Origin of the sequence: Nostoc sp. JL31, assembly GCF_017114965.1 — a bacterium.
In the GTDB taxonomy this organism is placed as follows: Bacteria; Cyanobacteriota; Cyanobacteriia; order Cyanobacteriales; family Nostocaceae; genus Nostoc; species Nostoc punctiforme_A.
The window spans coordinates 1-26281 of sequence record NZ_JABXKO010000101.1; the positions used below are offsets into that span (position 1 = coordinate 1).

A 26281-nucleotide genomic window follows, 5' to 3' on the forward strand; every position below is an offset into this window, starting at 1 on the left:
TGGTTTACCCATTCTTGTTACTGTACTTTACCAGACTGAGAAATGCTATATAGTTATTACGAAATTAATTTTTTAATTATAAATATTACTATTTGTCAATAAAATAGTAATATTTATAATCTTAGAAAATATGAAAAATTAATTGTATTATCACGGTAAACTTCAGAGGTTAATCGTTCCTTGTTTGGGAGCTTGTTTCAAATTAAAGCTTAAAGGGCAGTTTTTTATCATCAATCATTCACACTCACAAGTTTGGGTAGTCTAGATATAGGGATATCCAAGAAGTAAGAAAGAACCTCTCGCCGCCAAGCATCATAAAGTACTGGTAAATCATCAATTTCAATACCAATAGCTTTTTGACTCAACTGCCAATGATCCCGAAGGTAAGGATTGCTTGCGATCGCTATTTTGGGAATGTGAGAGGTGTACTTATGCTGTACCGCCATTGCTTCCCACACCAGGGTACTTAGCCATGTTTTTGAACATACTTTATTTTTGCAACTAGAATAATAATACGTTAAATCAGTAGAGTTACCGTATGATACTATGAGATTTGCATAGATAAAGATAAAAAACAAGGAGGTATCTAGATTCTGTATCTCCCTAGTCCCCATTTAATTTGGAGGCAAGAATGTCAGAACCACACTACGGTATTTGGGCCCCTGTTGGAGGTAACTGTGGCCCTCTCAATGCGCCAGATGAACCGATTGATACTAGTTATGAACGCACGCGATCGCTAGTATTAAAAGCAGAGCGTTTAGGATATGTCGCAACCTTAGTCGCACAGCACCTTTTCAACCAGATAAGAAATTAACTTGCAAGACTTAATGTTTGATAAACTAACAATTAGAGTATCATATTCACTGTAATTTGCCGTACACTCTTTGTATATATTATGCAAACTCTATCTACTGCATAATTTAGTCGGACAAATCAGCGAGACCTCTGGTATAGCTACCACTAACGCAATTTTATAGACAAAAAAGCAGATGAGCAAAACACGCCAGTAATAGTAGCTCATTGTCGAAAATGACACCGATGACAAATTAAGTGGTGCTTAAAATGCAGGCAAGTGGATTTTTGCCTGTAGAAGCCGCTCACAGTGGCAAAGAAATATGTGACTGCCAAAAAGGAGAAAAGGAATTGCTAACAGAAAATGAACTACAACTATCTGCTGATGTGCTGGTAATTGGTGGTGGCCCTGCCGCTGCATGGGCAGCATGGGCAGCCGCATCCCAAGGAGTCAAAGTCATCATTGTTGATAAAGGTTTTCTGGGTACGAGTGGTGCTGCTGCTGCTAGTGGTAACGGCATTATGGCCCCTTCTCCAGAGAATTGGGACAAAGTTTTATCGGAGCGTTATCGCATAGGAAAAACCCTCGCTAACTCACGTTGGATCGAGCGTGTGATCGAAAAAACTTGGCTCAGTTTGCCCTTAGTAGAAGATTGGGGCTATCGTTTCCCTAAAGAAAATGGGGAATCTGTGCGCCAGAGTTATTATGGCCCTGAATATATGCGGGTACTTCGCAAAAACCTCTTGCGTGTTGGTGTGCAAATTTTCGACCAAAGTCCGGCTTTAGAACTTTTGTTGGCTGACGATGGCTCAGTCGCTGGGGCAAGAGGTGTGCAGAGGCAACATCATCGTAACTATACCGTTCGTGCTGGTGCAGTAGTCTTAGCGAATGGCGGTTGTGCATTCTTGAGTAAAGCATTAGGGTGCAATACTAATACCGGTGATGGGCTGCTGATGGCAGTAGAAGCTGGTGGCGAACTCTCTAGTATGGAAGCTTCCAATCACTATGCAATTTCGACCGCTTTTAATGCCACAGTGACGCGGGGTGTTCCCTTTGGCTGGGCTAGTTACACCGATGAAGCAGGTAACGATCTTGGTGGCTATATCGATGGTCGTCGCGATCCATCGTTCCTTCCCAATGCCCTCTTGAAAGGCTCCGTTTATGCCCGTTTGGATAAAGCCACACCTGAAGTCAAAGCAGTAATTGAAAAGTCTCATTTCATCTCTTTTCTACCATATAAAAAAGCTGACATTGACCCCTATACTGAACGAGTGCCTGTAACACTAATTTTAGAAGGTACAGTCCGTGGTACAGGTGGAATCCGTTTGACGGATGATAGTTGCGGTACAAAGGTTCCTGGACTCTACGCCGCCGGTGATGCAGCATCGCGGGAGTTTCTAGCCGGTTTAGCTTCTGGAGGCGGTGGCCCCAATGCTGCTTGGGCAATTTCCACAGGGCAATGGGCTGGAGTTGGGGCGGCTACCTTTGCGAAAAGTCTGGGCGCTCAAGCAAATGAACGGGTTGCACGTCCTACTGGTCAAGCCGGATTGCGATCGCCTACGGTGGGCGGAACGCCATTGCCTACGGCGGAGCATAGCTCATCTTCTGAAACATTCGATAGTGAGGCGATCGTGCGCGGCGTACAAGACCAGATGTTTCCGTTAGAGAAGAATTATTTGCGTTCTGAGCAGGGACTTCTGGATTCCCTCGCCAAATTAGAAACGCTGTGGCAGCAAGTACAAAAGAACCCAAAACAAGATACAGTGCGCGATGTGGAATTTTCTCGTCGAGCGGCTGCTCTGACGTCTGTAGCGCGATGGGCATATTTTAGTGCTTTACACCGCACGGAAACCCGCAGCGAACATATTCGTGTGGACTATCCCGAAACCGATCCAAATCAGCGTTATTACCAAGCAACCGGCGGCTTAGAAAGACTTTGGGTAAGGCGTGATTGGATTAAGGATGCCATCGCTACACCACCAGCACTAACCACTCAAACCACACCCTCTGTATCAAAGTTGTAGTAGGAGCAGAATCATGATCGAGCTTGTCAGCCATAAACTCTGTATCAATTGCAATCTGTGCGTCCAAGTATGTCCTACTAATGTTTTTGACTCCGTACCTAACCAGCCACCTGCGATCGCCCGCCAGGAAGATTGTCAAACTTGTTTCATGTGTGAAGCATATTGTCCTGCGGATGCGCTCTATGTTGCGCCTGAATCTCACACCAATGTTGCAGTCAATGAGGATGATTTAATTGAAAGTGGCATCATGGGTGAATATCGTCGCATCTTAGGTTGGGGATATGGCAGAAAAAACAATAGTGAATTAGATACTGCTTATAAACTACGCCAACTACCGCGCCCCTATCAAAGTTAATTTCAGTATTAATGAGTAGTCACGGGCAAGAGTTGATTCCTGTACTTGACCACTTTTAAACTGAGTATACTTTTCCCATAACTCAAGTAGGTTGTATACCTTTTGTTTCTTAGGGGTAGCGGTGTGGTCAGCTTTGTATTTGGCAAGGGTAGGGTCAAAATAACCAGCTAGGATATCTAACTCTATTCGTCGTGCCTGAATCTCAGCAGCAACTTTATTCTCAAGAGTGTCAGTTAGATTTAATGATAAGTATTTCTGATTGTCATTAAATAAAGCTCTAGGAAATCTTAATCTAAGATAACCTTAGATACTTCAATACCAACTTTCATGGTAATCCAATGACTATTTTGGATAGTCATTGGATAGTCATTGGATATTCAAAGGAGAGTTAAAACAAAGATTCAGCTTCCATGACCACCAATGTACAGAAGCTGAAACCCTTATATAGATTAACTTTTAAAGTGGCTCAGGTCGGAGTTGAACCAACGACCCCAGGCTTATGAGTCCCGTGCTCTAACCAACTGAGCTACTGAGCCATGTTTTTCCAAATCATTAATTAATATAGCATAGAGATTCGCTCAAGACTAGCCATTTTTGCAATTTTGTTAGAAGTTTCATCCCTATTGAGGTAATAGAAAGCAGAAGAGGGAGGAGACTCCCTCAACTAACAAGGCAATAATTTAGTTACAGACAGCCAAGAATTATAGGCGTTCCGGTAACATAGCTATCGGGTTAACAGCACCTTTACCTGATGGATGGATTTCAAAGTGGGTGTGTGGCCCAGTACTGTGACCAGTGGTACCCATTAAAGCAATTGTTTCTCCCTGATGTACTGCCTGACCAGGTTGCACCAGAATCTTGCTGTTATGAGCATAGCGAGTCGTGCTGCCATCAGGATGGCGGATTTCGACGAGGTTGCCGTAGCCACCATTGTTCCAGCCAGCTTTTTGTATCGTCCCCTCAGCTGAGGCGACAACTGGTGTGCCAGTGGAGTTAGCAACGTCAATTCCTTTGTGCATTCTACCCCAGCGCCAGCCATAGCCAGAAGTAAGGGTGCCCTTTGCTGGCCAGGTGTAAGCTAAGGTTGAGGAAGATGGAGGAGGTGTAAGTTCGTCAATGGGTCTGGGAAGATATTGATCCACTGCTGCCAAAGGCGGTAATACCTGTGGAGAAACTGTGGTTCCTCGCATCTTTCCTAAGGAGTCAGAGGCATTTACTCTTCCAGAAGGCGTTGCAATCCTTGTGGCAGATTGAGTGCGAGAGGGAGTCCACTGGCTAGCAGAACCTAGATTAGGCAAGAATTCTGGGTTTACTGCTTCGGTAGGGCGTACAGTAGTACGGAATTGGGATTTAATTGGCTGAACGCTATAGTTAGCCCGAATCGGTGTCGGGACTGGAATTGGTATTGCTACACTATTTGGTCTAGATGCAGGGTTAGGTACACTGAAATTATTGGGCGTAGAAATAGGAGTGAGCATAGCAGCATTATTTGCTTCGATCGCGGCTGCTGGCACAACTAAATTACCAGACTGTTGAGCGCGATATTTCTGCTGTAACCTCTGGATTTCCGCTTGTAAGCCCCGCAAACGGTCATTATTGTTATTGTTGACCCTTGCTACCCTATTTGTTGGTGCTTTAAACTGTTGCATTTCGGCAAAAGTTTGTGGCACTTGATTTTCACCACCGACGCCATAAGATTTAGCTGTAGGCAGAGGAGCAGTTTCTAAGGCGGTCGCACTATTCGCCTGAACCTGTACAGTTACCGGTGTAGGGACGGCAACGCTACTGTTATCGGCAATAGTTGGTGATGATAAACTAGGTAGATATGAGTTGGCACTACCAATATTCAAAGGGGAGGTAGCTACCTTTGGAGTTTTGCTAGACTCTACAAGAGTGGGCTGACTCGCTACAGTTGCCTCAGCTTGAACAGCAGGAATTTGAACAGCAGGAATAACTAGTTTTTGACTAATTCGCAGTTCATTGGGATTATTGAGGTTATTTGCTTTAACTAGTTCTGGTACTGAAGTGTTGTATCTGCTGGCGATCGCTGCTAGTGTATCTCCAGGTTTAACTTCGTAAGCTGTATGTGTCGAGGAGGCAATCACTATTGGCGCCGCTGGTACAGATGCACTTGTCTGTGTCTTCTGTTTTAACGTCGATATCAGGTTCGCTTGGCTTGCATCGCTAGAAGTCTCTGACTGGGCTGCTAATGCAGTCTTCTCAACGACAGTTGTCGGCTGCGCCAATTCTATATCAGCTTGTGATAAATTTTTGGTCTCTCCAGACTGTAACTGCGCCAGACTCTTTCTTAAACGGTTCGATTTTTCTTGTAAGCGATTTAGTGCGAACTCTTGTTGCGCCTTAAGTTGTGCATTTATTTCACTGTTGACTGCGCCAGATGTTGCCACTGTTTGTGGTTGGGCAGTTAGTGATGCGTTTGTACTATTAACACCATCAGCACTATAGTCAGTCAGATTATTGACTGTTGGAAAACTAGTTTCGGCTAAGGTATTGTTCAATCCCTGTGCCACTTTGGGCTTCAGGTAAGTGGAATTTTTATAACCTGCGTTTGTTTGAGAAAACGTGTTTGATGCAGGAATTTGCAAAGATATTCCACTTGCCGCGACTTGCCATTTAGCTTCAAGCCCAGGCACTTGTGAGACTGCCGTTGGTTCCACGATTACAGGATTTTCCGGCACGCTCGCTGCTGAGACTGCTTGGGACTCCAGCTTAGTGGAGGCGAATTTCACCTCGGTGTCAGGAACAGCAGGAATAGTTGACGTTGCCTTTTGGCTGCCTACTGGCACCGCTGCTTGGGCTTGATCGCTTTGTCGAGTCACCAAAAGGCTGGTTGCTCCCATAGAGATTGCCAAGCCAATCATCGCCGCTTTTGTCCGCACCCGGCTGTTAACTTTTGGATTCATCACATTTAGCAGTTCTACCGGGGCATCATCGCTGCTGGGGGTATTGTTCAACACAGCTTTTACTCTCTTTTTCAATGCTCGTTTCAAAGACGACCTCCTATGATCACTAGCGCTTAACTGACCTCGATTTTTCAGTTGGATACTAGTCAATGATTTAGATCACAACAAATGATAGATCGAGATCACATTCACCAGAGATGCTTACGCAAGATTAACCTGCTTCTCTGATTTAGACAAGTTCACATCTGTTAGCAAAACTTAAATTTTGCTGTGTTTACTTGTCCGAACCACTCCTAACACCACTTAGGACGATTATTACTCTTTAACCATTATCCGCGCTTGTCTTGCGTCAATCGCGGGGACTGGACAAACTATTTGCCAAGTCCAAGTCGCTGCTGAAAATTAAATTGCGGCGACTTCTGGAAAAGTTATGCCCCCTGCTGTAGATATCTTCAAGATATTTCTACCCCATCCGTCTTCCCAACACGAGACTTTACGTTGATTATTCCCTAAAAAACAACCGTATTAACTATCGGCTACTTTTGGGATGATTTCTGTCCTTCATTGAGCCAAAATAGCTCAAATGTAAGACATGACTGGATTTTAGCAATTTCGTTCCTAGTTTAGGATGTTTTAAATTCATCAAAATCTATCATTCAAATTTGGCAATATCCCAAGTTTCATATACAAATTTCTTATAATAACCTTACTATACTTGTAAGTATCTTCCACTACATTTTACGAATAAATTCAATTTTCGGTATATTGTTTTACATATTCTTGCTGTCACCAAGAAAATTTTTGCAATCACAAATAAATCGTCTAATAGGTTTCTGGAAAGGTTATAAGTAAATACACTTATGATCGTGAATGTAAGCAACTATTCTAAATAGCCTAACTGACGACGGGTTTCAAATAAGCCAATTGCTACACTCACTGACAGATTCAAGCTGCGAACCCCCGGTTGGCTCATGGGAATATAGAGGGTAGCATTGCAATCTGACAGAATTTCTGGTGGTAAGCCCGTGGTTTCACTACCAAACAGTAGCCAATCATCAGGTTGGAACTTAAAGCTTACATAATTACACTTTCCACCAACCGTATAACCCAACCATCTACCGCCACGCCCTTGATGTACGGTTTTAAAGGCTTCTAGAGATTCGTGATAGTGTAGTTTGACATAAGGCCAGTAATCTAAGCCAGCTCTTTTGAGGTAGCGATCGCTAATTTCAAACCCCAAAGGCCCCACCAAATGCAACTCTGTACCCGTAGCTGCACAAGTACGGGCAATATTACCTGTATTAGGAGGTATCTGCGGGTTAACTAAAACTACCTGAGGCATTATCCGTATCATTTAAGTATTGTATAAAACAATTTATTGTCAATGTTAAATCTACCAAAAGGTAGAGGCTATTCATAGGTTTTGTTAATAATAATCAAGCATCATCTATCGATTAGATTTTTAAAACGAAGTAAAAATCATCCCAGAGCAATGCCTGAGAGAATATTTGGCTACAATCGGTAAATATTAAGTTTTGTGTAGAAAAGGTAAGTACTTGTGTCTTTTAGGACTGGTACTGGCTGCAATAAAATCTACCATTTGTATGAAGACGGGAGTTGGGAGTAGCAAGTAAGGGAATAAGGGGATAAACAAAGTGTTTTCTCAATGCCCAATCCCCAATGCCTTTTGAGTTAACCCAGCAGAGACGAACATAATTTGTCTTCAAGTTCGATTTCACGCTCTTGGGTGGCGATAATAGCCTGAGTGATGACGCGCTGTGTATCAAAACCGACTGCGTGTAATTGCAACCACTGTTGAGCTTCATTGCCTTCGCGGAGGATTTTGTGCAAAGGGGAAAGGAAACAGCTAAAACCTTGTTGCTTGGCGATCGCCCAAACATCTTGGTACATTTGAGCAATCCAATCTCTTGCTACGATGCTTCTACCATCTTGCCAATGTCTCAACTGAGCATCGAGACTACCAGCAGCAGCAGCAGCTTCGTTGTCAGCTGTCAGAGTAATAAGTTCTTCAGCAGAGAAAGTACTTTGGGTTAACGGATCGATGCTGGGATTTTCGATTATTTGCAACAAACGCGCTTCTAATAAAGCAGTAATCGCCAGTAGGGCAATAGGATCTGTAACTAAATCGCAAATTCGCAGTTCTAGGCGGTTCAAGTCATAAGGACGGCGATCGCCATTTGGTCGCACCGATGCCCACAGATGCCGCACATTTTGCATGGTTCCGGCAACGAGTTGATCTTCCACCCACTGGATATGATCGGCGTGGCTGGCAAATAAGGGGACACGGCTAGGCGTTTGTGGGAAGACCCCCCAACGGGTAGAGTGATAGCCAGTAGCTTTGCCATCCAAGAAGGGAGATGAGGCGCTGAGGGCGAGAAATAGGGGCGCTTCCATACGAATGACTCGACATGCCCGCATTAATACTTCTGGGTCGCTGATGCCTATATTTATGTGTACGCTGGCGGTAACTACTTTCGTGCCGTAGGTATTCTCAATGTAATCATGATAGGGGTTTGCTGGATCGGAACGGAGAAAGCGATCGCTCCCACCCAAAGATAAAGTACTCCCCGGTATCAGGGTGTAATCGCCCAAACGATTGAGGTAGTTTCGCACCTCCCGCCGGGGACGCAGCAAGGCACACAATAAATTTTCGTAATTAAGGGATGGTTGAGTTATGTATTCGACGTTGCGGCTATCTGGTTCGCGCATAAATCCATCCAAAGCCGCAACAATTTTGTCGGAGAGACCGACGATTTCACCTTGAGGCGTGCCTGTGTACATCTCAATCTCAAAGCCTTTTAATAAGACCACCTTGTTCTCCTCGGCTCTCTCTACCTATAAATTGTATCGAACAAGACGAATCTCTGGATCTATCTTTAAGTCAATCAAAGGTTAAGAATCATTTAATTGCCAATCCCCGCGAAATCAAGAGGCATATTTCTGGGCTGGCTTCCGATAAATCTTACTATTGAAGTATGAAAAATATCCTAGTGTAGGTTAAGTACGGTACAAAATAAAATCATTGGGTGAATCACTGTCTTGAACAATATTGAGACGTATAAATTGCGCCCATACTTCATCACTAAGTAAGTTTAAAGCAGTTTCGGGATTGTTAATTGCGATCGCGCCGATAACTTTCCGCCATCTCTGTTGCAATAACTCAATAAAAGCCTCTTCAATAGAAACTTGACTCAGCAACGAAAGTGCAGTTTTGAAACTTGCTGAATCACCTGATAGGTTTTTCGACTTTAATCCCTGTAGCGCTACATTCAACCATACAGGCAGAAGTTCAAACCAATTATTTGTCTGTATCTCTTTGAGTGCAATATCTTCCATACCTAACGCACCCCACACACATAAAGACTCTACAGCCAGTTCATAATTGCGGTTTTCTAGAGTATTTTGCCATAATTTTTGAGCGTGATTTTGGAAGCGATTAGCGAGAAATTCATAAGCTTCCTGGACTTGAAGGGGAATTGTAACTTTATAAACTGACTCGCCTAGTGGTAGGTAATTGCCGCGATAAGATAGCCAGTTATGAGAGCCGCAAAGATAAATTTCTCGATCAACTATTACTTCTTTGACATGAGAATCTCCCAACCACAAAACCTGTACAGATGGTAAACCATCAGGTGTTTTTATCGCTCGAAGTTTTTTCTCTATTTCTGGTGGAATTGGTTTATCTTCATCTTCTTGTCGCTGCGCAATGCCATGTCCAATTAAAATCCAAACTCCGCGATTAGCTAACTTCTGTATCAGAGTAATAAATTTATCATTTACAACTACCTGATTTATCCAAGGAGAATAAATTAGTATCTGATGTTTAGCCAAATTTAAAACTTCTGAAAAAGCTTGGCTAATTTGTCCATCGCGTAACTGTACAGCTTCAACTAACCCAGTATAATTATCTATTTTTACATTTTTTACTGTGGCAGACTTTAGCGCCTTTTGGCGAATATTTTCGAGTCTAGCTTCTATTTCAGTATTTTTCTGCCTGAGAATAGCTTCACTTTCAAAATTGATGGTTTCGGTTGATAATTTACATAACCCTTGCAAGGATATTTTAGCTTCAGCGTGTATAACTTCTAACCAATTTGATGCTGACTCTAAAATTTGCTTTCCATTTCTTATTTGGATACTCAATTTATTCTCAAGAGCATCAAAGATAACGAAAAGCGATATCTTTCTCCAAATTTTTTGAGTCGAAGCTAGTACCTTAGAGGAAGTGACAATTTTACCCTCTTCTGGTAAATGAAGTGTTAAACCTGAAGCTTGAATACTTTTTTGGATTTCCTCAAGAGGTAAGGAAGCAATATCAGCAATTGTATTATCAATAGTTATAAAGTCTGCCAAATCAGGCAAATTTATTACTGTCTCATTTAAGGATTCAGATTGAAAGGTTATCTTGTCGCTTAAAGGGTCTGTAATAGCATAAATTTGTATAGGATATGGCGGCTGTGGTACAGATCCTTTTTCATAAAATGAACGTCCTTCAGGAGTAACTGTTAGTGGCGATGTTGCGAATAGAGTTTGTAAGGAACGAAGAGTTGTAGTAGTGGTTTTAATAAATACAGAATCAAGCCCAAGTATAGAGGCTAATTCATCCTCTGTTGGCGGAGGTTGAAATTCAATAGCAGCGCGGATGATAAATTCTTCGAGTACGTTAAACTGGCGTGGTTCTTTGATGCTCACTTCTACCGGAGTTTGATGCAAACTATAACGGAATTGACGCGCTGCTAAAACTGATAAACTCGGATTTGGCGCTTCAATTTCGTCTACAACATTTTTGAGATTGTCATCAATCGGTTTAGCAGAAGAGGCTAGAAACATCAACGTAACAAGATTGGATAATTCAATTTATACAAATACTTGTAACCCATAAGGCAAAGTAATTTTATGCTTTCAACAACCTTTGGCGACGACTAGACCACCAAGCAAATCCAGCACAAGTCACAAACATTAGTAGACCATAAATTGCCTCAGGAATAGCCATTATAGTACTATTCAGCAGCGTAGGTGTAGAAGCGATCGCGATTGCTAAAGTCCCATTTTGAATTCCTACTTCTACTGTAATTGCCGTAACGCGTTTTTCTCCTAATCGGGTTAAAGTTGCGATCGCAAAACCTAAAGCCATTGCAACCACATTCAAAACTAGAGTTGCCCACCCCACATCTATTTGTAGTGCCACCGGCACAGGCTGTTAAAATCATCACACCTACTGCTAATTGTGAGTTAAGGGGAAATACTGACGCAATGCCAAAGCCCACAATCGGCAACACGATCAACTGCGCCACTAAGCCAATCACCACCGCTTTGGGATAGGTTACAACTCGCTTGAAGTCCTCTAGGGTCAAGGATTAACCCCATACCTAAGATGATAATAATAGAGCCAAGGGCAGAAAAACAGATGTCAGAAAATTTGCTTCCATCCTTAACCTGCGTTGATAACAATAAAAGTTCCTCTGGATTTTACCGTATTCCCGTTAAAATTCTAGTTATTGCTTGTGACAATCAATATAATTAACCACAGATAAACATAGATTCTCATAGAGGCGCACAGATGTACGCCCCTAAGCAAGCCTTATTTCATTCAAATGAGAATCGCTACAGCAGTCGGGCTTCATGGAAGAGGAGTGGTTTCTACCTCTTCTAAGGATGGTGAAGATTCAGAAGAACTAACGTTACTTTCTGGTGTTGAAAGTTCATCATTTACAACTCCATCCCATGAATAATTGCAGATTTTAGTGCGAAGTAATGTACCAAACGTCAGGTTAATTACTACAGCGAAGGAATCGATAAAAATTAGATTCAAAAAGCGATCAATCATTAGACCCCCTTGAGCTAAATTGAGCATCAAGTGATAGTTGCTTTCTGACTACACCTGCCACAATGTCTTTTCCAGAAATGCATGGTGTATTAATACTTCTCGGTTGGGTAGGACAGCTAACTGTGCTACCCTAATATAAATATAATTTGGGATAATTTATTTTTTGGAAGTCTCTTAGGGAATTGACGGCTGTTGTAAATTAAGCTCTTGGAATGCTTCAGAAGACTCTTCCAATTTCATGCTACCAGCAGATTTACCGTTAATTTTTAGAGCGTATTTACCTTGGGGCAAGCCTTCTAAATAATAGACTCCAGCACCGTTGGTAACAGAAAAACGCCGAGTCCCCCGATCTGGTTGTATAGCTTCGACCCGTGCGCCTGCGATCGCTTGACCTTGAGTATCCGTGATTACCCCCGATCGCGTGTAAGAACGAATTAGCGGAATCATCATAGGGGTATAACTGTCAGCAATCACATCAACGGCTAAGGATTCAGCCGCAGCCTGCCAATCAGGCGGTAAACCTGCTGGTGATAGTAAATTGCATGAAAATATTTAGCCCAAGTTACGGTTTATCAAATTTAGGTTTTTTGCATCCGTATATTCGTGCGATATATGCCAATACTATTTGGTTAAGGCAAAAGACGCGATGAATCGCCGTCTCTACAATAATCAGCCTTTCGTCTTGATGGCGATTTATCGTATCTTTGCGATATTGAGATTGTCATCAATATGTTTAGCTGAAGAGGCGAGAAACATCAACAAAACCTCCATGAAGACTGACAATATTTGAAACTTCAGAATACATACTTCCGACTTTACCTGATTGATGGGTAAATAAATTATGACAACCCACAATTATCAGGAGTTCTTGAGCACGGGAAAAAGCAACATTTACCCGTTCTGGTTTCTTCGCAAATCCTACATCTCCTTTACTATTGTTGCGAACCATACTGACAATTACAACAGGTCTTTCCATTCCTTGAAATCTATCTACTGTACCAGTACGAATTTCTAGCGAAGGGAAAAGTTCAGATTGCAGACGTTCATCAATTTTTCTTAATTGAGCGCCATAAAATGTAATTACGGCGATTTCTTTTTTTGGTTCACCATTAGCAACTTTAGAAGCCCAGGTAGCCTCGAATTGTTGACACAGACGTTCAATCGCATCAATTTCTTGAGTATTAAAGTATGAAGTTCCATTTCGTTGCTCTAAAAACTGATTCTCTATAGGCGTTTTTACCCAGAGAAGATGCTGAGATTCTTGGATAATTTCGCCTGCTAGATGATGTGCGCGTTTTGTATCAGGCTCCAAAATCCCAGATTCTAATTTACCCTCATAAAACTGATTGATTGCTCCCATAATAAATGGATGCATTCGATATTGTGTAGTTAGCATTTGTTTGATGCTTTCATCAGCAGATTCAAACTGACTTTTAAACAATGATTCTTCTAAGAATTGTAGTTCATCTCTTGTATTACCCATTGTTTGAGCAACTTCTTCTATAGTGCTGGTATCAAGCATGGGTGGTAATTGCCGATGATCGCCTACCATGACTAACTTTTTGCCTTTCAAAGCTGGGATTAGTAACTCTGGTGGAGTACACTTACTAACTTCATCAATGATAACGACATCAAATGATTTGAATTCTTCCGAAAAACCTCTATTTGCAGCTTGAACACAGGTGATACCGACGACGTTTGCATTATCTAAATATATGCGCCTTAAATCGTCGCGATCGCCTTCAGTTGGCTCTCTTAATTTTCCTATCCAATCTTGAACAAAATTCTGATATTTATTGAGATAAGTTTCGTCTTTTTGTAGTTGCTGTTGCCAAGATCCAAAGCTAATATTTATACTACGTAATAATTCTATATTAAACAAGTCATTAGCAAATTTTTCTGGTTTAAATTTATCCGGTATTCTTTGCCATTCTGTCAACCACCAGCTTCTTTCTTCTATTAAACTTTCTGATGGCTGTGGTTGTAATTTATGTTCTATTTCGCGTAGACTAATTTGTAATTTTTGAAGCTGCGCTAGAGAGTTTGCAGTTTCTTCTTGTAGCTTTGATAAATGCTCGTTTAGAGAATTTTTAATTATCTCTAGCACAGCAAAAGGTTCTAATGATGAGATTAAGGTTTCAAGCTGACTGATAGAAGTTTCCCAGTAATTTACTTGATTTGCAAATTCTTGGGGTTGCTCCCAAATGTTTGATTGGGTTGCAAGATATTTTTCAACTAGAATACGTAATTGAGCAGGGATATTTTTTTGATTAAGTTCTTGCAAGATATTAATAACTATTCCAAGTTGGGAATTAGCATCTTGCTGTGCTTTTTCCACCTCAGCTTGAGTAATAGATATTTGCTGTTGGCTAACTTCCTTTTTCTGAAGTTCATTTAATTGTCGTTGCAGATGCTGAAGCTGTTGTTCAGTTTCCGTTTTGACTTTTAAAACGCATTGACGCGCATTTGCAAGGATAGTATCTAGCAATTCTTCCGTAAGACGGGTGAGAGTAGAATCAATGTTATTCCATTCCCATGATGCACCATAAGTCCGTTGCATTCTAACTAAGAAAACCTGGGTATTCTCAACTAGTAATTTTCGCTGTTTGGGGTTGAGTAGCTGATAGTTATTGAACTGTTGATAGGTTTCTTGCCATTGAGTGCGATCGCTCTTTGATAGCACTATTGGAATCTGGCTAAAATTTTGTTGTAAAAAATAGCTGAAATTATGCTGTTTCCCCTGTCTATCAGTAAAACCTCCATCTATTTCATAAGCGATCGCCTTTGCTAATACTTCCCATTCAAGTAGGTTAATTTTATAAGTTTTTGGTACTATTGGTAGTTTCAATGTGTTAGCAAACATCAACAAACCTAGCGGTAAGTCAACTAAATTTTCTGTAAGTGGTAAACCTGATTGATGACATTCTTTTAAAGTTTGATAGAGATGAGAAGGTGCTGTAGATTTCCATTCCTTAACTGCTGAGATAATGTAATCTATTTCCCGTTGGCGGTTTTGCCATATCTGGATTGTTTGCTGTATATTTTGCAGTTTGGTAAGATATTGCTGATAATCTGGTTGTAACTGATTCAATGAGGCGAAATTTTGTTTGACAACCTCCACTGATGCTGCAACTTCTAAGATGGCTTTACTTACCTCTTGAGCATAAGTCAAAGAAGTTTTAAATCCAGAAATTTCTATTGCTACAGTTTTATGCAACCAAGCCGCTAAACCAAAAGCACCAAGCGCTGGACGCACAAAGCCAAGTTCATCAGTATATTTGATAGTTTTACGAACATTTGCTAAAAATTCTTCTACTAAACTGTTACCTTCTGTGTAGGGCTTAAGAAGTGGCAAAAAATCTGTAACTCCTGAGGCTTCCCAGTTGATATTTGGTGCAGTATTTAATATATTTTCTAATCCTGCAATTAGTGATTCAACCTCGTTATGTTTTTCTACAGTTTCGTTGTAACATTTTTCTTGATTTTTAAAGTTAGCCTCTAGTTTTAACTTATTTTTATTGAATTTAGTTTGTTGCTGATTAAGTTCTTCTTCTGCTTGGAAGTAGGCTGCAAATCTTTGTGATGATGCCAGCAATTGACTGAAAATTTGGATATTTTCCAGCCGTTGAGTCAGATTATTTTCACAGTCAGTTGCAGTATTTTCTAGCCATCTGCCAATCACTTGGTCTTCTAAAAATGGCTGTCCTTCTTCCCCAACTTTTTCGGCTCTACCCTTGCGTATAGCCCGAATCACTGGGTTATGAACTAATCGGCTCAGGGCGTTATCTACTGCTAAATTGGCTTGAGATGCAATTAGAGTGCGTCCACCGCGAAGGGCAATTTGATAGCAAATTTCGGCAATTACGGTAGTTTTCCCAGTACCTGGTGGCCCTTGGATGAGAACAAGATCCTTAGCGGCAAGTACCTTTTCCACTGCTGCTTTCTGACCAGGATTAGCAGAAGATAATAATAAATCTTGTGGTTGAAGTTCAACAGTTGTTTTGATGTGTCTAGCCTGAGAAGCCTCGAATAAAAAGTTACCCAAATACGGATTTTGGGTGTAACCGTTATTCAAATCATCTAAAGCTTTTTTCTTGCGCTGAATCTGCTGAATATCACCAACTGCTTCAAAACACAAAAATCCTGTATCTGGTAACTTATAACGCTCTGCTGCCATGAATTCAGCTAAGTCGCGTTCTAATCTGAGGCTGATAATACAACGGTTGGGGTCAACTTCTTCAACAGTCCCTAATTGACGACCGCTAATCCAATTTTTGCCGACGGGAGCAGTTTCAAAAAGCTTTAAATCTTCGTTTTTTGTGCGTCTTGCTCGTTCCCAAAAGTTTTCTAATTCGAGGGAATTTTGATAAAAGCCGTCAAGGGTGGCTGAAGCTACATCTATTTCAAAACTAATCCGTCTTTTGAAGTTATAGTTATGACTTACATAACGCACGCAAAACTGACGTGCTTTCGCAATTTTTTCTTCAATCTGCAAAAACGCTTTCCAAGCTTTAAGCTGCTCTTCTGTGGGTACATTTTCGCCACAAACTGGTGCGCTTGCGATGCGTTTCAATGTTGCAGCCGGAATGTCGAGATGATGCTGATGATTAGGTAGAAAACGTAAGCGACAAGGTATAGCATAGCTATCAGCGTGTCCCCGTGAGGGTTGTAATAACTGAGCCGATAGTATTTTTAAACCGCCGCGTCCATCTTTTGGTACAGCCGCTCTAAAGCCTAATGTTTTTCTGAGCTTCTCAAGTCTTGTCGGTAACTGAAAATCATTGCTGTCTGTTGCTATTGTCAAATCCCAAATTTCTTCTCTTGCTTCTTTTCCTGCACCTTTGCGACGCACATAAAATAGAGAAGGCTTTTTACCGACGCATTCATACATTAACTCATTGGCGCGATCGCGCCGCTCTCTAAATTCGGGATATGATTTCAAGGCAGCTTCACCTTCAAGATGGCGGATAAAGCTATCAATTGCTGAAGCTATAAACATATAGCCCCAATCTTCAGAGTTTGTTTTAGTTTTCGAGGATTTTGCTGTTAGTTTATTTATCGCTACACGAATGCGTTCTGCATCAGATTCTGAGATTGCACTAGTATGGCTTTTAACTGCAATTTTTAGTTTTTCACAAATTACTAATAGCTTCTTGCTATCCAAATTCAATTCTTTTGCTAGTTCGTATATTCTGAGTTTGCCGTTATTCATCCAGTACTTCCTTTGCCGACAAAATAGTGTTTAAAACTCTACAATTTGGGATAGTATTGCCCACTAAATGACTATAGTTTGTACTGATGGTAAACTTCACTGGCGGCGCGATGCAGCAGGGAATGCCGCCAAACTAGGGATTTCATGTCATCAGCATAACCACCACCAATGACGCAAGCGACAGGATAACCGCTATTCACACAGGTACTCAAAACCTGCATTTCCCGGCGAAAAATGCCAGCATCGGTAAGAGCCAATTTGCCCAAGCGATCGCCTATATGAGGGTCAACACCAGCATCATAAAATACTAAGTCTGGCTTGACTTTAGACAATAAATCTGATAAGTAATTCGCCAAGGTTTGTAAATAAGCGTCATCTTCCATTCCCACCGGCAAAGGAACATCCAAATCGCTGTTTTGTTTCGTACCGGGGAAATTGACTTCGCAGTGCATGGAAAAAGTAAAAACGCTATCGTCGCCTTGGAAAATATAAGCTGTGCCATCTCCTTGATGAACATCCAAATCTACAATTAGAATTTTTTGGACAAGTCCGAATTTTTGTAAAACGCGACAGGCGATCGCTAAATCGTTGAAAATACAAAAACCAGATCCATAATTGGGAAAAGCATGATGAGTTCCACCAGCCGTATTACAAGCTAAACCCTGACTGAGTGCCAGTTTCGCAGTGAGTATCGTACCACCTACCGCTACACAAGTACGATTTGCTAATGCTGGACTCCAAGGTAAACCAATGCGTCGCTGTGCTTTGGGGTCTAGGGTTCCTTCACAGTAAGCTTGAACGTAGCTTGGGGTATGGACTAACTCTATAAATTCTGGTGGTGGACGTTCGGGAGTGTGAAATTGTTCTTGATTCGCTACACCATCGGCTAACAGCAATTCGTAGAGTTGTCGGAATTTAGACATCGGAAAGCGATGTCCTTCAGGTAGAGGAGCAATGTAATCTGGGTGGTAAATAATTGGCAAGTCCATAAGGAAAGAAAATCTCAAGCAGCTAATCCGACAACAAGGTAAATTTTAGCCATAATCACAGCAAAAATGCTGCTCTCCTAAATCTAAAATTTCAAATTTAAAATTGATATGATGGAATGGATTACACCGATTACATTTATTCTAGCTGGCTTACTGGCTGGAATAATTGGTGAAAAAGTTATCTTCAAAAAGCTGGAAATATTCGTTAATAATAAACGAATTGCCGGGGGTAATATTATATTTCACTCTCTGTACCGCATGACATTTATTTGGTTTGTCATTGCCGGTTTTTTTTGGGCAGTTCTGAGCGCACCCTTGAAACCAGATATTGCGATCGTACTGCAAAAACTTTTGACGATCGCACTGCTATATTCAGTAACTCTAGTTTTAGCCAGATTGACTGCTGGTTTTGTAAATTTATTTATTCGCAGAGCAGAAGGGGTTCCCACATCACTAATTTCTAACCTGGCTAAAATTACTGTTTTAGTTTTGGGAACATTAATCATATTGCAAACAGTGGGTGTTCAGATTACACCGATAATCACTACTTTAGGGATTGGTGGTCTGGCAGTTGGTTTGGCACTTCAAGATACCTTAGCAAATTTGTTTTCTGGTTTTTACTTAATTATTTCTAAGCAAGTTAGAACCGGAGACTATGTAAAATTAGATGCTGGACATGAGGGATATGTTATAGATATTTCTTGGCGGAATACGACAATTAAAGAAATTTCCAATAATATAGTCATTGTTCCTAATTCTAAATTGTCTTCTGCAATTTTTACCAATTATCATTTACCTGCAAAGGAAATTACTTTAACAATGGATGTGGGTGTCAGTTATGATAGCGATTTAGAACAAGTTGAAAAAGTGACTGTAGAAGTTGCTAAAGAAGTCATGCAAGAAATTGCACCGGAATTAAAAGATAGTGAACCATATATCAGATTTCATACTTTTAATGATTTTAGTATAGATTTTACGCTTTATATGCGCGTCAGTGAATACTTCGATCAGCGAATTGGTAAACATCTATTTGTCAAAAAATTACACAAACGCTATCAGCAAGCAGGAATTCAAATTCCTTTTCCGATTAGAGAAGTGTATATGCAAGATAATTCAGCTATGGACAAAAATTAGTATTTGCCATGTTAGTTTAATAACATGGCAAGCAGTATCTGTCCTCAAATTTAAATTGCTAATGCTCGTTTTTCTAATGGTAGTTCAAAGCGATCGCCTGGTTTTGGTTCAAGTACCTGCGTCGTAAGATTGTTTTTCTCAAGTAACGAACGAAATTCCTCAGCAGTTCCTTTAGTTTGAATGAATTTCATCAGCAATCCCTCAAATGCTATATCTCCACCAGCAGCAGTAGGTATTATTACTTGAGGTTGTAATGATTTTACTACTTCTAAAGCACTATTTTGTCCTTTAATAATCGGCCCAAGCAAAGGTAGCGTCATGTCAACAAACGGTGTAATCACTACATCGATAGGTGCAGATTGCTGAAGTTGTGGAGAATGATGGCCGTGAGGCTCGTAGTATACAGTTAAACTACTCGCCAATTCTTTGAGGAGATAACTATTTTCTACCAGAGTGGGGCCAATGGGAGAACCGGGGAAAGCCTTGATTTCAATTTGATTATTTAAAGTGAAACTTTCACCATGAGCAAGAGTAGTTACTTGGGTATAACCTAACTGCTGTACAACCTTAGCAGCATTGGGAGAAGCTACAACCTTGATGCTGTGGTCGAGTACCTGAAGCGTTGGTGGGTGAGCGTGGTCTTCTAAACCCTGAGACAGCAGGATCAGATCAATGTTATCTGGTATTGGGCGATTTTGCGATCGCGAACCTTTAAATAACCAATCCAAATTGCTGAAAATTAACGAACCAACCAGCCAAGGGTCAATCAGTATTCGTTTCCCACCAATTTCTAGTAACCAAGAGTTGCTGTCGAACCAAGTTAAAAACATAAATTTTGTGAAGATAACGCCTACCTTCATTATCAATGGTGTCAGCTTGCTTAGTAAGCACTCAGTCCAATACCTACATTTCAGTGCTGAGTGCTGAGTTAGGAGTTAGGAGTGTGATTATTGCTTTTTTTACTCAGCACTCACCCGGATTTCTCACCACACCTCTTAAAGGCTGTGCAAGTGCCGGGGAGAAGTAATAAGTAATGAGTAAGAAGTAAGAAGTTTTTACTCATTACTCATTACTCATTACTCATTACTTCTCTTCTACTCCATCAAACGCCTTGAGCTTGTGAGAAATGCGGGACTCAGCACTCAGATTTCGGTCAGAGAACATTACTATATTTGAAGAAACACTTTATGAATCTTATTAATGACTGTAACTACACAACCGCTTGCAACTCAAGATGCCTTTGAAAAATTCTTTTGGACTTGGCAGGGTAACAAAATTCAGTACACTGTCATGGGTACAGGACGCCCTTTGGTATTGGTTCACGGCTTTGGCGCTTCCATTGGACACTGGCGCAAAAATATCCCAGTTTTAGCGAATGCTGGCTACCAGGTATTTGCCATAGACCTTTTGGGTTTTGGTGGTTCTGATAAAGCGCCCATTGATTACAGTGTAGAAGTTTGGGTGGAACTGCTGAAAGATTTCTGCACATCACACATCCAGGAACCTGCTGTATTTATTGGCAACTCCATTGGCGCACTTTTGAGCTTGATTGTACTGGTAGAACATCCAGAAATTGCTGCTGGTGGTATTTTAATTAACTCTGCGGGTGGGTTAAGTCATCGTCCTCACGAATTGAACCCACCGCTACGGATGGTGATGACAGCTTTTAATCAGTTTGTGCGATCGCCAATTACAGGTAAATTTGTCTATAACCGCATCCGTCAAAAAGCCCAAATTCGCCGCACCCTCTACCAAGTTTACCGGAACCGTGAAGCCGTCACCGATGAATTAGTCGATTTACTTTATACACCCTCTTGCGATCCAGGAGCGCAACAAGTCTTCGCATCTATTCTCACAGCCCCTCCTGGCCCTAGCCCAGAGGAACTTTTGCCCAAAGTAGAACGTCCTTTATTAGTAATTTGGGGTGCTGACGATCCTTGGACACCAATTACTGGGGCCAAGATTTACGAAAAGGCGCGGGAGAATGGCAAAGATATCAAAATTGTTCCCATTCCCAATGCCGGTCATTGTCCTCACGATGAGGTTCCAGATGTTGTCAATGCCCAGATTGTCGATTGGCTAGCGCAAAAGTGATAATTTCGCCTTTCTGCCGATATGTCTTAGCCCAAGCAACGTAAAAATGGGGCTAACAATCTGGGTGAGTTGATCTTAATCTTTTAATTGCGCCTTGACATAATCAAACTCGTATGGTGTGTGAAGAAATGGAGCTTGATGTGCGTAATGGAGATAAAAGGGTAATTCCCTTAAATCACCATCCAGATTTTTCAGAACTTGGCTATCAAGTCATCAGCGAATTAGGACGCAACCGAGAAGGGGGACGGATTACTTATCTAGCTAATGTTTCCAAATCTAATCAACAGGTGGTAATTAAAGAGTTTTGTTTTGCTCGTGCAGGTGCTGATTTATCAGGTGTAAAAGCATATCAGCGCGAAATAGAAATCTTGCAACAACTCAATCATTCCCGCATTCCTCGCTATATAGACTCTTTTGAAATGCCAGGGGCTTTTTATCTGGTACAAGAATATAAAAATGCCCCATCATTAGGATTAAAACGCAGCTTTCATCCTGAAGAAATTAAGCAAATTGCTCTCTCAATCTTAGAAATTTTGGTTTATCTGCAAAAGCAAGTTCCGTCAATTATTCATCGGGATATTAAGCCAGAGAATATTTTGGTTGATGAAGAACTGAATGCTTACTTGGTGGATTTTGGATTGGCTAGAAGACAGGGTGTGAAAGTAGCTCTGAGCAGCTTTATCGCAGGAACTCCAGGTTTTATGCCACCAGAAGAACAATTTGGTCATTCTCTGACAGAAGCATCAGATTTATATAGTTTAGGAGCAACGTTGATTTGCTTACTTACTAATACCCGTTCTGTTGAGATTGGCAAATTAATTGATGATAACTATCGCTTTAATTTCCAGCAATTAGTGCCGCAAATCAGTCCGCATTTCCGGTGGTGGTTGATGAAAATGGTGGAACGTAATCGAAAACGCCGTTATGCTAATGCGGCTATTGCTTTAAAAGCACTTGGGACAATTGAGGTTATTGGTAGTGCGACTGGCATAGATACTTTCATCAGTACAATCAAATCTAGAAAACGAGCTACTTTGTTGGGACTAGCTACTATTGTTACACTGGCTGCGGTTGCGGGAACTTTGATAAGTTATCAGCCTGGTAATACGGTTAGGCAATTGTTGGAAGCTAGAGAATGTCAAAGCTTTGATTTAAGTTCAGGTTGCCAATAAAAAATCGGAAATTAAGATTAATTAGGTTGCATCTGGCTAAGGATTACAGCGGTTTTCAATTGAATAGACTACACGCGTAGGGGCACAATATATTGTGCCCCTAAAATTATGTGTATTCCATGCTTGTGAAAATTGCTGGAATTTGCATTGAGTATCAAATACTCGTTAACGGAGTTCAAAAGCTCATTAATGGAGCTAAAAGACTCATTAATGGAGTTCAAAGACTCATTAATGGAGCTAAAAGGCTCGTTAATGGAGTGCAAAGACTCATTAATGGGGCTAAAAGACTCATTAATGGAGTTCAAAGACTCATTAATGGAGCTAAAAGGCTCGTTAATGGAGTGCAAAGACTCATTAATGGGGCTAAAAGACTCATTAATGGAGTTCAAAGACTCATTAATGGAGCTAAAAGGCTCGTTAACGGTAATGCACTATCAGTAATTGTGTAGTTATCTGCTGTAGTAAACTACATCTAAGCCAGAAGCCTGCATTCAATAGTTGATAGCGCTGTGAAAAAAATCCTGATTGTGTCAGCCAATCCTACGACAACAGATAAACTTCGCTTGGACGAGGAAGTAAGGGAAATTCAGGAAGGGTTGCAACGCTCTCGCAGCCGAGATAAGTTTGAACTGGTTACTAAATGGGCGGTGCGGCCTGACGATTTGCGGCGTGCGCTTTTAGATCATAATCCTCATATCATCCATTTTTCTGGACATGGTGGAGGAAATCAAGGTTTAGCCTTGGAAAATAATACAGGGGAAATGCAGCTGGTGAGTACAGAGTCACTGGCAAGGTTATTTAAGTTATTTAAAGACAAAATTGAGTGTATATTATTAAATGCTTGCTATAGCGAGGTGCAAGCTGAGGCTATTTACCAACACATTAACTGTGTGGTTGGGATGAATCGGGCAATTGGCGATCGCGCCGCGATTAAATTTGCGGTAGGCTTTTATGATGCACTAGGTGCTGACAGGTCTTATGAGGATGCTTATGAGTTTGGCTGTAGCGCGATTGATTTAGAAAGTATTCCAGAGTCTTCGACACCAGTGCTGAAAAGCCGGAACAATCTTCAAGGTGCTATCTCTGCTAACCAAGCTATTCCAGATACCGAGATAAAACCAGCAGTCTCCTTAGAAAATCCAGAAGGGCAGGTATCTCTAAACTCTGCGTTCTATGTGGAGCGATCGCCTATTGAGGTAGACTGTTATGAAGCGATTCTTCAACCAGGGGCCTTAATTCGCATCAAAGCTCCCCGCCAGATGGGCAAAACTTCCCTCATGTCGCGGGTTCTCCATCATGCTAGTCAACATGACTATCAGATAGCACCCGTAAATTTCCAGTCAGCCGATGCAGAATTTCTCGCCAATTTAGATCAGTTTTTGCAGTGGTTCTGTGCCAGCATTACCTACGAATTGAATCTACCAGAGAAGCTAGACGAGTATTGGAAGGGTGTTTTAGGTAGCAAGAATAAATGTACAAATTACTTTCAACGGTATTTATTACCCGCCATTAATAGCCCTGTAGCTTTGGGTTTGGATGAAGTAGATGAAGTCTTCAAGCATCCCATAATTGCTGCTGATTTTTTTGGATTGCTACGAGCTTGGCATGAACGGTCAAAGAATGAGACAGTTTGGAAAAATCTCCGGTTGGTGATTGTGCATTCTAAGGAAGATTATATTCAGCTTAATATTAATCACTCGCCTTTTAATGTCGGCTTACCCATTAAGTTGCCAGATTTAAATCAAACACAAGTACAAGACTTGGTACAGCGTCACGGACTCAATTGGTCTAAGTTACAAATTGAAGAATTAATGACACTGGTGGGTGGTCATCCTTATTTAGTGCGGGTAGCACTTTATGAAATTGCCCGTGGTAGGATGACGCTGGAAAATCTGCAATAAAATTGCTGTAACTGAGGAAGGGCCTTATAGTGACCATTTACGTAGTCATTGGCTGAATTTGCAAAAGGATGCAGAATTGATGGCTGTGGTCAAACAAGTGATGATGGCAAATCGCTCCGTGGATGTAGGCACAACTGAAGCGTTTAAACTCCGCACTATGGGGTTAGTTAAGTTTCAAGGCAATAAAGTAGTGCCTTTATGTGATTTGTATAGGCAATATTTTGGGCATCGCTTGGGGTTTAAAAATTAAAAAAGTACATTAGGAGTGCAATAGGACTTTCATCTCCAATTACCATTTAGCAAAAAGGCTCAACAATGGTTCAATTTATTCAAGGAAGAGAGATAACCTTAGCCCAACTAATCGAGCAATTTGGGCTACAACGTGCAGACAACGAACAGTTTTTTTTAGAGTGGCAGCAAGATTTACCTGAGTTGAGTGATTTAGAAAAGCAATCTCTCAACCAAGTCAAGGCAGAATATTTGCATTTATCCCGCTACCAAATTTTAGAACCTGTAGTCAAAATGGTGGTGCTATCTCCACTATTGCGTCTAGCAGGTTTTTATCAACCGCCTTTTTACATCGCCTCAGAAGAAGAGGTAAGAATTTCTTCTGAAGACGAAGGCACAATTATTAGAGGACGTATTGATATCTTGGTGTTTCATCCTTTATTTTGGGTTCTCGTTATTGAGGCGAAACGAGCAGAATATTCTTTAGAGGTAGCAATTTCTCAAGCATTAGCTTATATGTTGGCTAATCCTGGTAATGATAAACCTACGTTTGGTTTTGTAACCAATGGTAGAGAATTTCAATTTATTAAGTTGACGAACCAGGGTACACCAAATATGAATTATCTTACACACTGTCGCTCAATCGTGGGGATGACCTAGATACTGTGGTAAAAGTGTTAAAACGCCTAGCTTATTTAGTTTCGGCGAGTTAATATTCAAAAACAGCGATCGCTTGGTAAATTAGAGATGCGATCGCAGTTCTGAACTCGGTGTTTCAAGTTCTAAACACCAATGACCGAGCAAAAAGGTCGAACTTCCGAGTTCTGAACACCAGTGACCGAGCAAAAAGGTCGAACTTTCGAGTTCCGAACACCAATGACCGAGCAAAAAGGTCGAACTTCCGAGTTCTGAACACCAATGGCCGAGCAAAAAGGTCGAACTTCCGAGTTAAACCTCCGGTTCCACTCCCAGCGCTTTTAACTGAGCAGCTAATCTCTCTGCACGCTGCCGTTCTTTTGCTGCTAACTCCAAACCCCACAGTAATAGTTCGCCATTGTCATCCCACCAACGTAACCAATAACCTGTGCGATTTTCTCGGCTTCCTTGCCATACGCCTAAAAACAAGTTCATTTCGGCAATCCAGTGACGATTATTTGCATCTGGTGTTTGCAGTTCATAATTTCCTAAATCATCTCGCCGATAAACTTCTAAAACTCCGCCATCTGGTTCAAAGATGGCATAGTTTGGCACTTGTAAAATCTGCTCATAATAAAACCATTTACCAGGGGGATAAGTAGGTTTACTCGAATACTCTCCACCTTCGGGATCTAAGAGAAATTCCATCACAATTACGGGAATATCACCTTGGAGTTGTGGCGTATAACTGCGCTTCACTTCTTCTCGTGAGACTCGAATAGATGGTACATAACCCCAATCTGGTGCTTTGACGACAAATCGATTATTCAAACTGGTGCAGATACCGTAATTAGTGATAGTTAAAGCATCGGTGGGTAATCTGCTGGCAAGTTCCAAGAACCTATCCCACTAATACCGAAATATGGTAATCTACTTCTCGTATGAGAGGGGTGTATCTGTGTATGGCTGGG

22 protein-coding genes, 1 tRNA gene and 2 pseudogenes are annotated in these 26281 nt (G+C 41.2%); 10 read left to right on the forward strand and 15 right to left on the reverse strand.

Going from position 1 to position 26281, the window contains the following annotated elements; all coding sequences use genetic code 11:
* Positions 1–230 precede the first annotated feature (230 nt).
* Entirely contained in the window at positions 231–446 is a 216-nt protein-coding gene (locus HWQ43_RS24905; protein ID WP_292738661.1) for a hypothetical protein, read from the reverse strand.
* Between the two features lie 185 nt (positions 447–631).
* Between HWQ43_RS24905 and HWQ43_RS24910 the strand changes: the two genes are divergently transcribed.
* The 3 genes from HWQ43_RS24910 to HWQ43_RS24920 all read left to right on the forward strand — a co-directional run bounded on the left by HWQ43_RS24910 (position 632) and on the right by HWQ43_RS24920 (position 3172).
* Entirely contained in the window at positions 632–814 is a 183-nt protein-coding gene (locus tag HWQ43_RS24910; RefSeq protein ID WP_292738663.1) for a hypothetical protein, read from the forward strand.
* Between the two features lie 248 nt (positions 815–1062).
* Positions 1063–2817 (forward strand): FAD-binding protein, encoded by a 1755-nt coding sequence (locus HWQ43_RS24915; protein ID WP_292738665.1) that lies wholly within the window; start codon positions 1063–1065, stop codon positions 2815–2817.
* 13 nt (positions 2818–2830) lie between these two features.
* Positions 2831–3172, forward strand: a complete 342-nt coding sequence (locus HWQ43_RS24920; RefSeq protein ID WP_292738667.1) for a 4Fe-4S binding protein — start codon at positions 2831–2833, stop codon at positions 3170–3172.
* 462 nt (positions 3173–3634) lie between these two features.
* On the opposite strand, the gene HWQ43_RS24925 is transcribed toward HWQ43_RS24920, so the two are convergent.
* The 11 genes and pseudogenes from HWQ43_RS24925 to HWQ43_RS24975 all read right to left on the reverse strand — a co-directional run bounded on the left by HWQ43_RS24925 (position 3635) and on the right by HWQ43_RS24975 (position 18145).
* A tRNA-Met gene (locus tag HWQ43_RS24925) sits at positions 3635–3708 on the reverse strand.
* A gap of 165 nt (positions 3709–3873) precedes the next feature.
* Positions 3874–6183, reverse strand: coding sequence for a peptidoglycan DD-metalloendopeptidase family protein (locus tag HWQ43_RS24930; protein WP_292738669.1), 2310 nt, complete (start codon positions 6181–6183; stop codon positions 3874–3876).
* A 793-nt stretch (positions 6184–6976) separates the two neighbouring features.
* Positions 6977–7438, reverse strand: coding sequence for a tRNA (cytidine(34)-2'-O)-methyltransferase (locus HWQ43_RS24935; protein ID WP_292738671.1), 462 nt, complete (start codon positions 7436–7438; stop codon positions 6977–6979).
* A gap of 350 nt (positions 7439–7788) precedes the next feature.
* The gene (gene gshA, locus HWQ43_RS24940) at positions 7789–8928 is read right to left on the reverse strand and encodes a glutamate--cysteine ligase (protein ID WP_292738672.1); all 1140 of its coding nucleotides are present in this window, start codon (positions 8926–8928) and stop codon (positions 7789–7791) included.
* 186 nt (positions 8929–9114) lie between these two features.
* Positions 9115–10947: a hypothetical protein gene (locus tag HWQ43_RS24945; RefSeq protein ID WP_292738674.1), complete on the reverse strand. Its 1833-nt coding sequence runs from the start codon at positions 10945–10947 to the stop codon at positions 9115–9117.
* A 64-nt stretch (positions 10948–11011) separates the two neighbouring features.
* Positions 11012–11305 (reverse strand): hypothetical protein, encoded by a 294-nt coding sequence (locus HWQ43_RS24950; RefSeq protein ID WP_292738698.1) that lies wholly within the window; start codon positions 11303–11305, stop codon positions 11012–11014.
* Between the two features lie 49 nt (positions 11306–11354).
* Positions 11355–11426: pseudogene (locus HWQ43_RS24955) on the reverse strand (hypothetical protein); the annotation flags it as partial.
* Between the two features lie 311 nt (positions 11427–11737).
* The gene (locus HWQ43_RS24960; protein ID WP_292738676.1) at positions 11738–11971 is read right to left on the reverse strand and encodes a hypothetical protein; all 234 of its coding nucleotides are present in this window, start codon (positions 11969–11971) and stop codon (positions 11738–11740) included.
* A 147-nt stretch (positions 11972–12118) separates the two neighbouring features.
* Positions 12119–12394 carry a carboxypeptidase-like regulatory domain-containing protein gene (locus HWQ43_RS24965; protein WP_366932903.1) on the reverse strand — a complete coding sequence of 92 codons (276 nt, stop codon included), beginning with the start codon at positions 12392–12394 and terminating at the stop codon, positions 12119–12121.
* A 283-nt stretch (positions 12395–12677) separates the two neighbouring features.
* On the reverse strand, positions 12678–17156 hold the full coding sequence (locus HWQ43_RS24970; protein WP_292738678.1) for a translation initiation factor IF-2 N-terminal domain-containing protein: 4479 nt from the start codon (positions 17154–17156) through the stop codon (positions 12678–12680).
* A 71-nt stretch (positions 17157–17227) separates the two neighbouring features.
* Positions 17228–18145 (reverse strand): histone deacetylase, encoded by a 918-nt coding sequence (locus HWQ43_RS24975; protein ID WP_292738680.1) that lies wholly within the window; start codon positions 18143–18145, stop codon positions 17228–17230.
* Between the two features lie 108 nt (positions 18146–18253).
* On the opposite strand from HWQ43_RS24975, the gene HWQ43_RS24980 reads away from it, so the two are divergent.
* Complete coding sequence (locus tag HWQ43_RS24980) at positions 18254–19279, forward strand: mechanosensitive ion channel family protein (protein WP_292738682.1); 1026 nt, start codon at positions 18254–18256, stop codon at positions 19277–19279.
* Between the two features lie 50 nt (positions 19280–19329).
* Here HWQ43_RS24980 and HWQ43_RS24985 read toward each other — a convergent pair whose 3' ends face one another.
* Positions 19330–20109: an MBL fold metallo-hydrolase gene (locus tag HWQ43_RS24985; protein WP_292738684.1), complete on the reverse strand. Its 780-nt coding sequence runs from the start codon at positions 20107–20109 to the stop codon at positions 19330–19332.
* Between the two features lie 35 nt (positions 20110–20144).
* Between HWQ43_RS24985 and HWQ43_RS24990 the strand changes: the two genes are divergently transcribed.
* The 6 genes and pseudogenes from HWQ43_RS24990 (at position 20145) to HWQ43_RS25015 (ending at position 25334) form a co-directional block, all read left to right on the forward strand.
* Positions 20145–20306, forward strand: a complete 162-nt coding sequence (locus tag HWQ43_RS24990) for a hypothetical protein (RefSeq protein WP_292738686.1) — start codon at positions 20145–20147, stop codon at positions 20304–20306.
* Between the two features lie 173 nt (positions 20307–20479).
* Positions 20480–21373 (forward strand): alpha/beta fold hydrolase, encoded by an 894-nt coding sequence (locus HWQ43_RS24995; protein WP_292738688.1) that lies wholly within the window; start codon positions 20480–20482, stop codon positions 21371–21373.
* A 128-nt stretch (positions 21374–21501) separates the two neighbouring features.
* A complete protein-coding gene (locus HWQ43_RS25000) occupies positions 21502–22545 on the forward strand; it encodes a serine/threonine-protein kinase (RefSeq protein WP_292738696.1) in 1044 nt (347 codons plus the stop codon).
* A 189-nt stretch (positions 22546–22734) separates the two neighbouring features.
* The gene (locus HWQ43_RS25005) at positions 22735–22986 is read left to right on the forward strand and encodes a hypothetical protein (protein ID WP_292738690.1); all 252 of its coding nucleotides are present in this window, start codon (positions 22735–22737) and stop codon (positions 22984–22986) included.
* A gap of 68 nt (positions 22987–23054) precedes the next feature.
* A pseudogene (locus HWQ43_RS25010) lies at positions 23055–24696 on the forward strand (AAA-like domain-containing protein).
* 65 nt (positions 24697–24761) lie between these two features.
* Positions 24762–25334 (forward strand): type I restriction endonuclease, encoded by a 573-nt coding sequence (locus tag HWQ43_RS25015; RefSeq protein ID WP_366932904.1) that lies wholly within the window; start codon positions 24762–24764, stop codon positions 25332–25334.
* An 81-nt stretch (positions 25335–25415) separates the two neighbouring features.
* On the opposite strand, the gene HWQ43_RS25020 is transcribed toward HWQ43_RS25015, so the two are convergent.
* Together HWQ43_RS25020 and HWQ43_RS25025 are read right to left on the reverse strand one after the other, a co-directional pair.
* Entirely contained in the window at positions 25416–25604 is a 189-nt protein-coding gene (locus HWQ43_RS25020; protein ID WP_292738692.1) for a hypothetical protein, read from the reverse strand.
* A gap of 18 nt (positions 25605–25622) precedes the next feature.
* The gene (locus HWQ43_RS25025; RefSeq protein ID WP_292738694.1) at positions 25623–26207 is read right to left on the reverse strand and encodes a Uma2 family endonuclease; all 585 of its coding nucleotides are present in this window, start codon (positions 26205–26207) and stop codon (positions 25623–25625) included.
* Between the last annotated feature and the right edge of the window lie 74 nt (positions 26208–26281).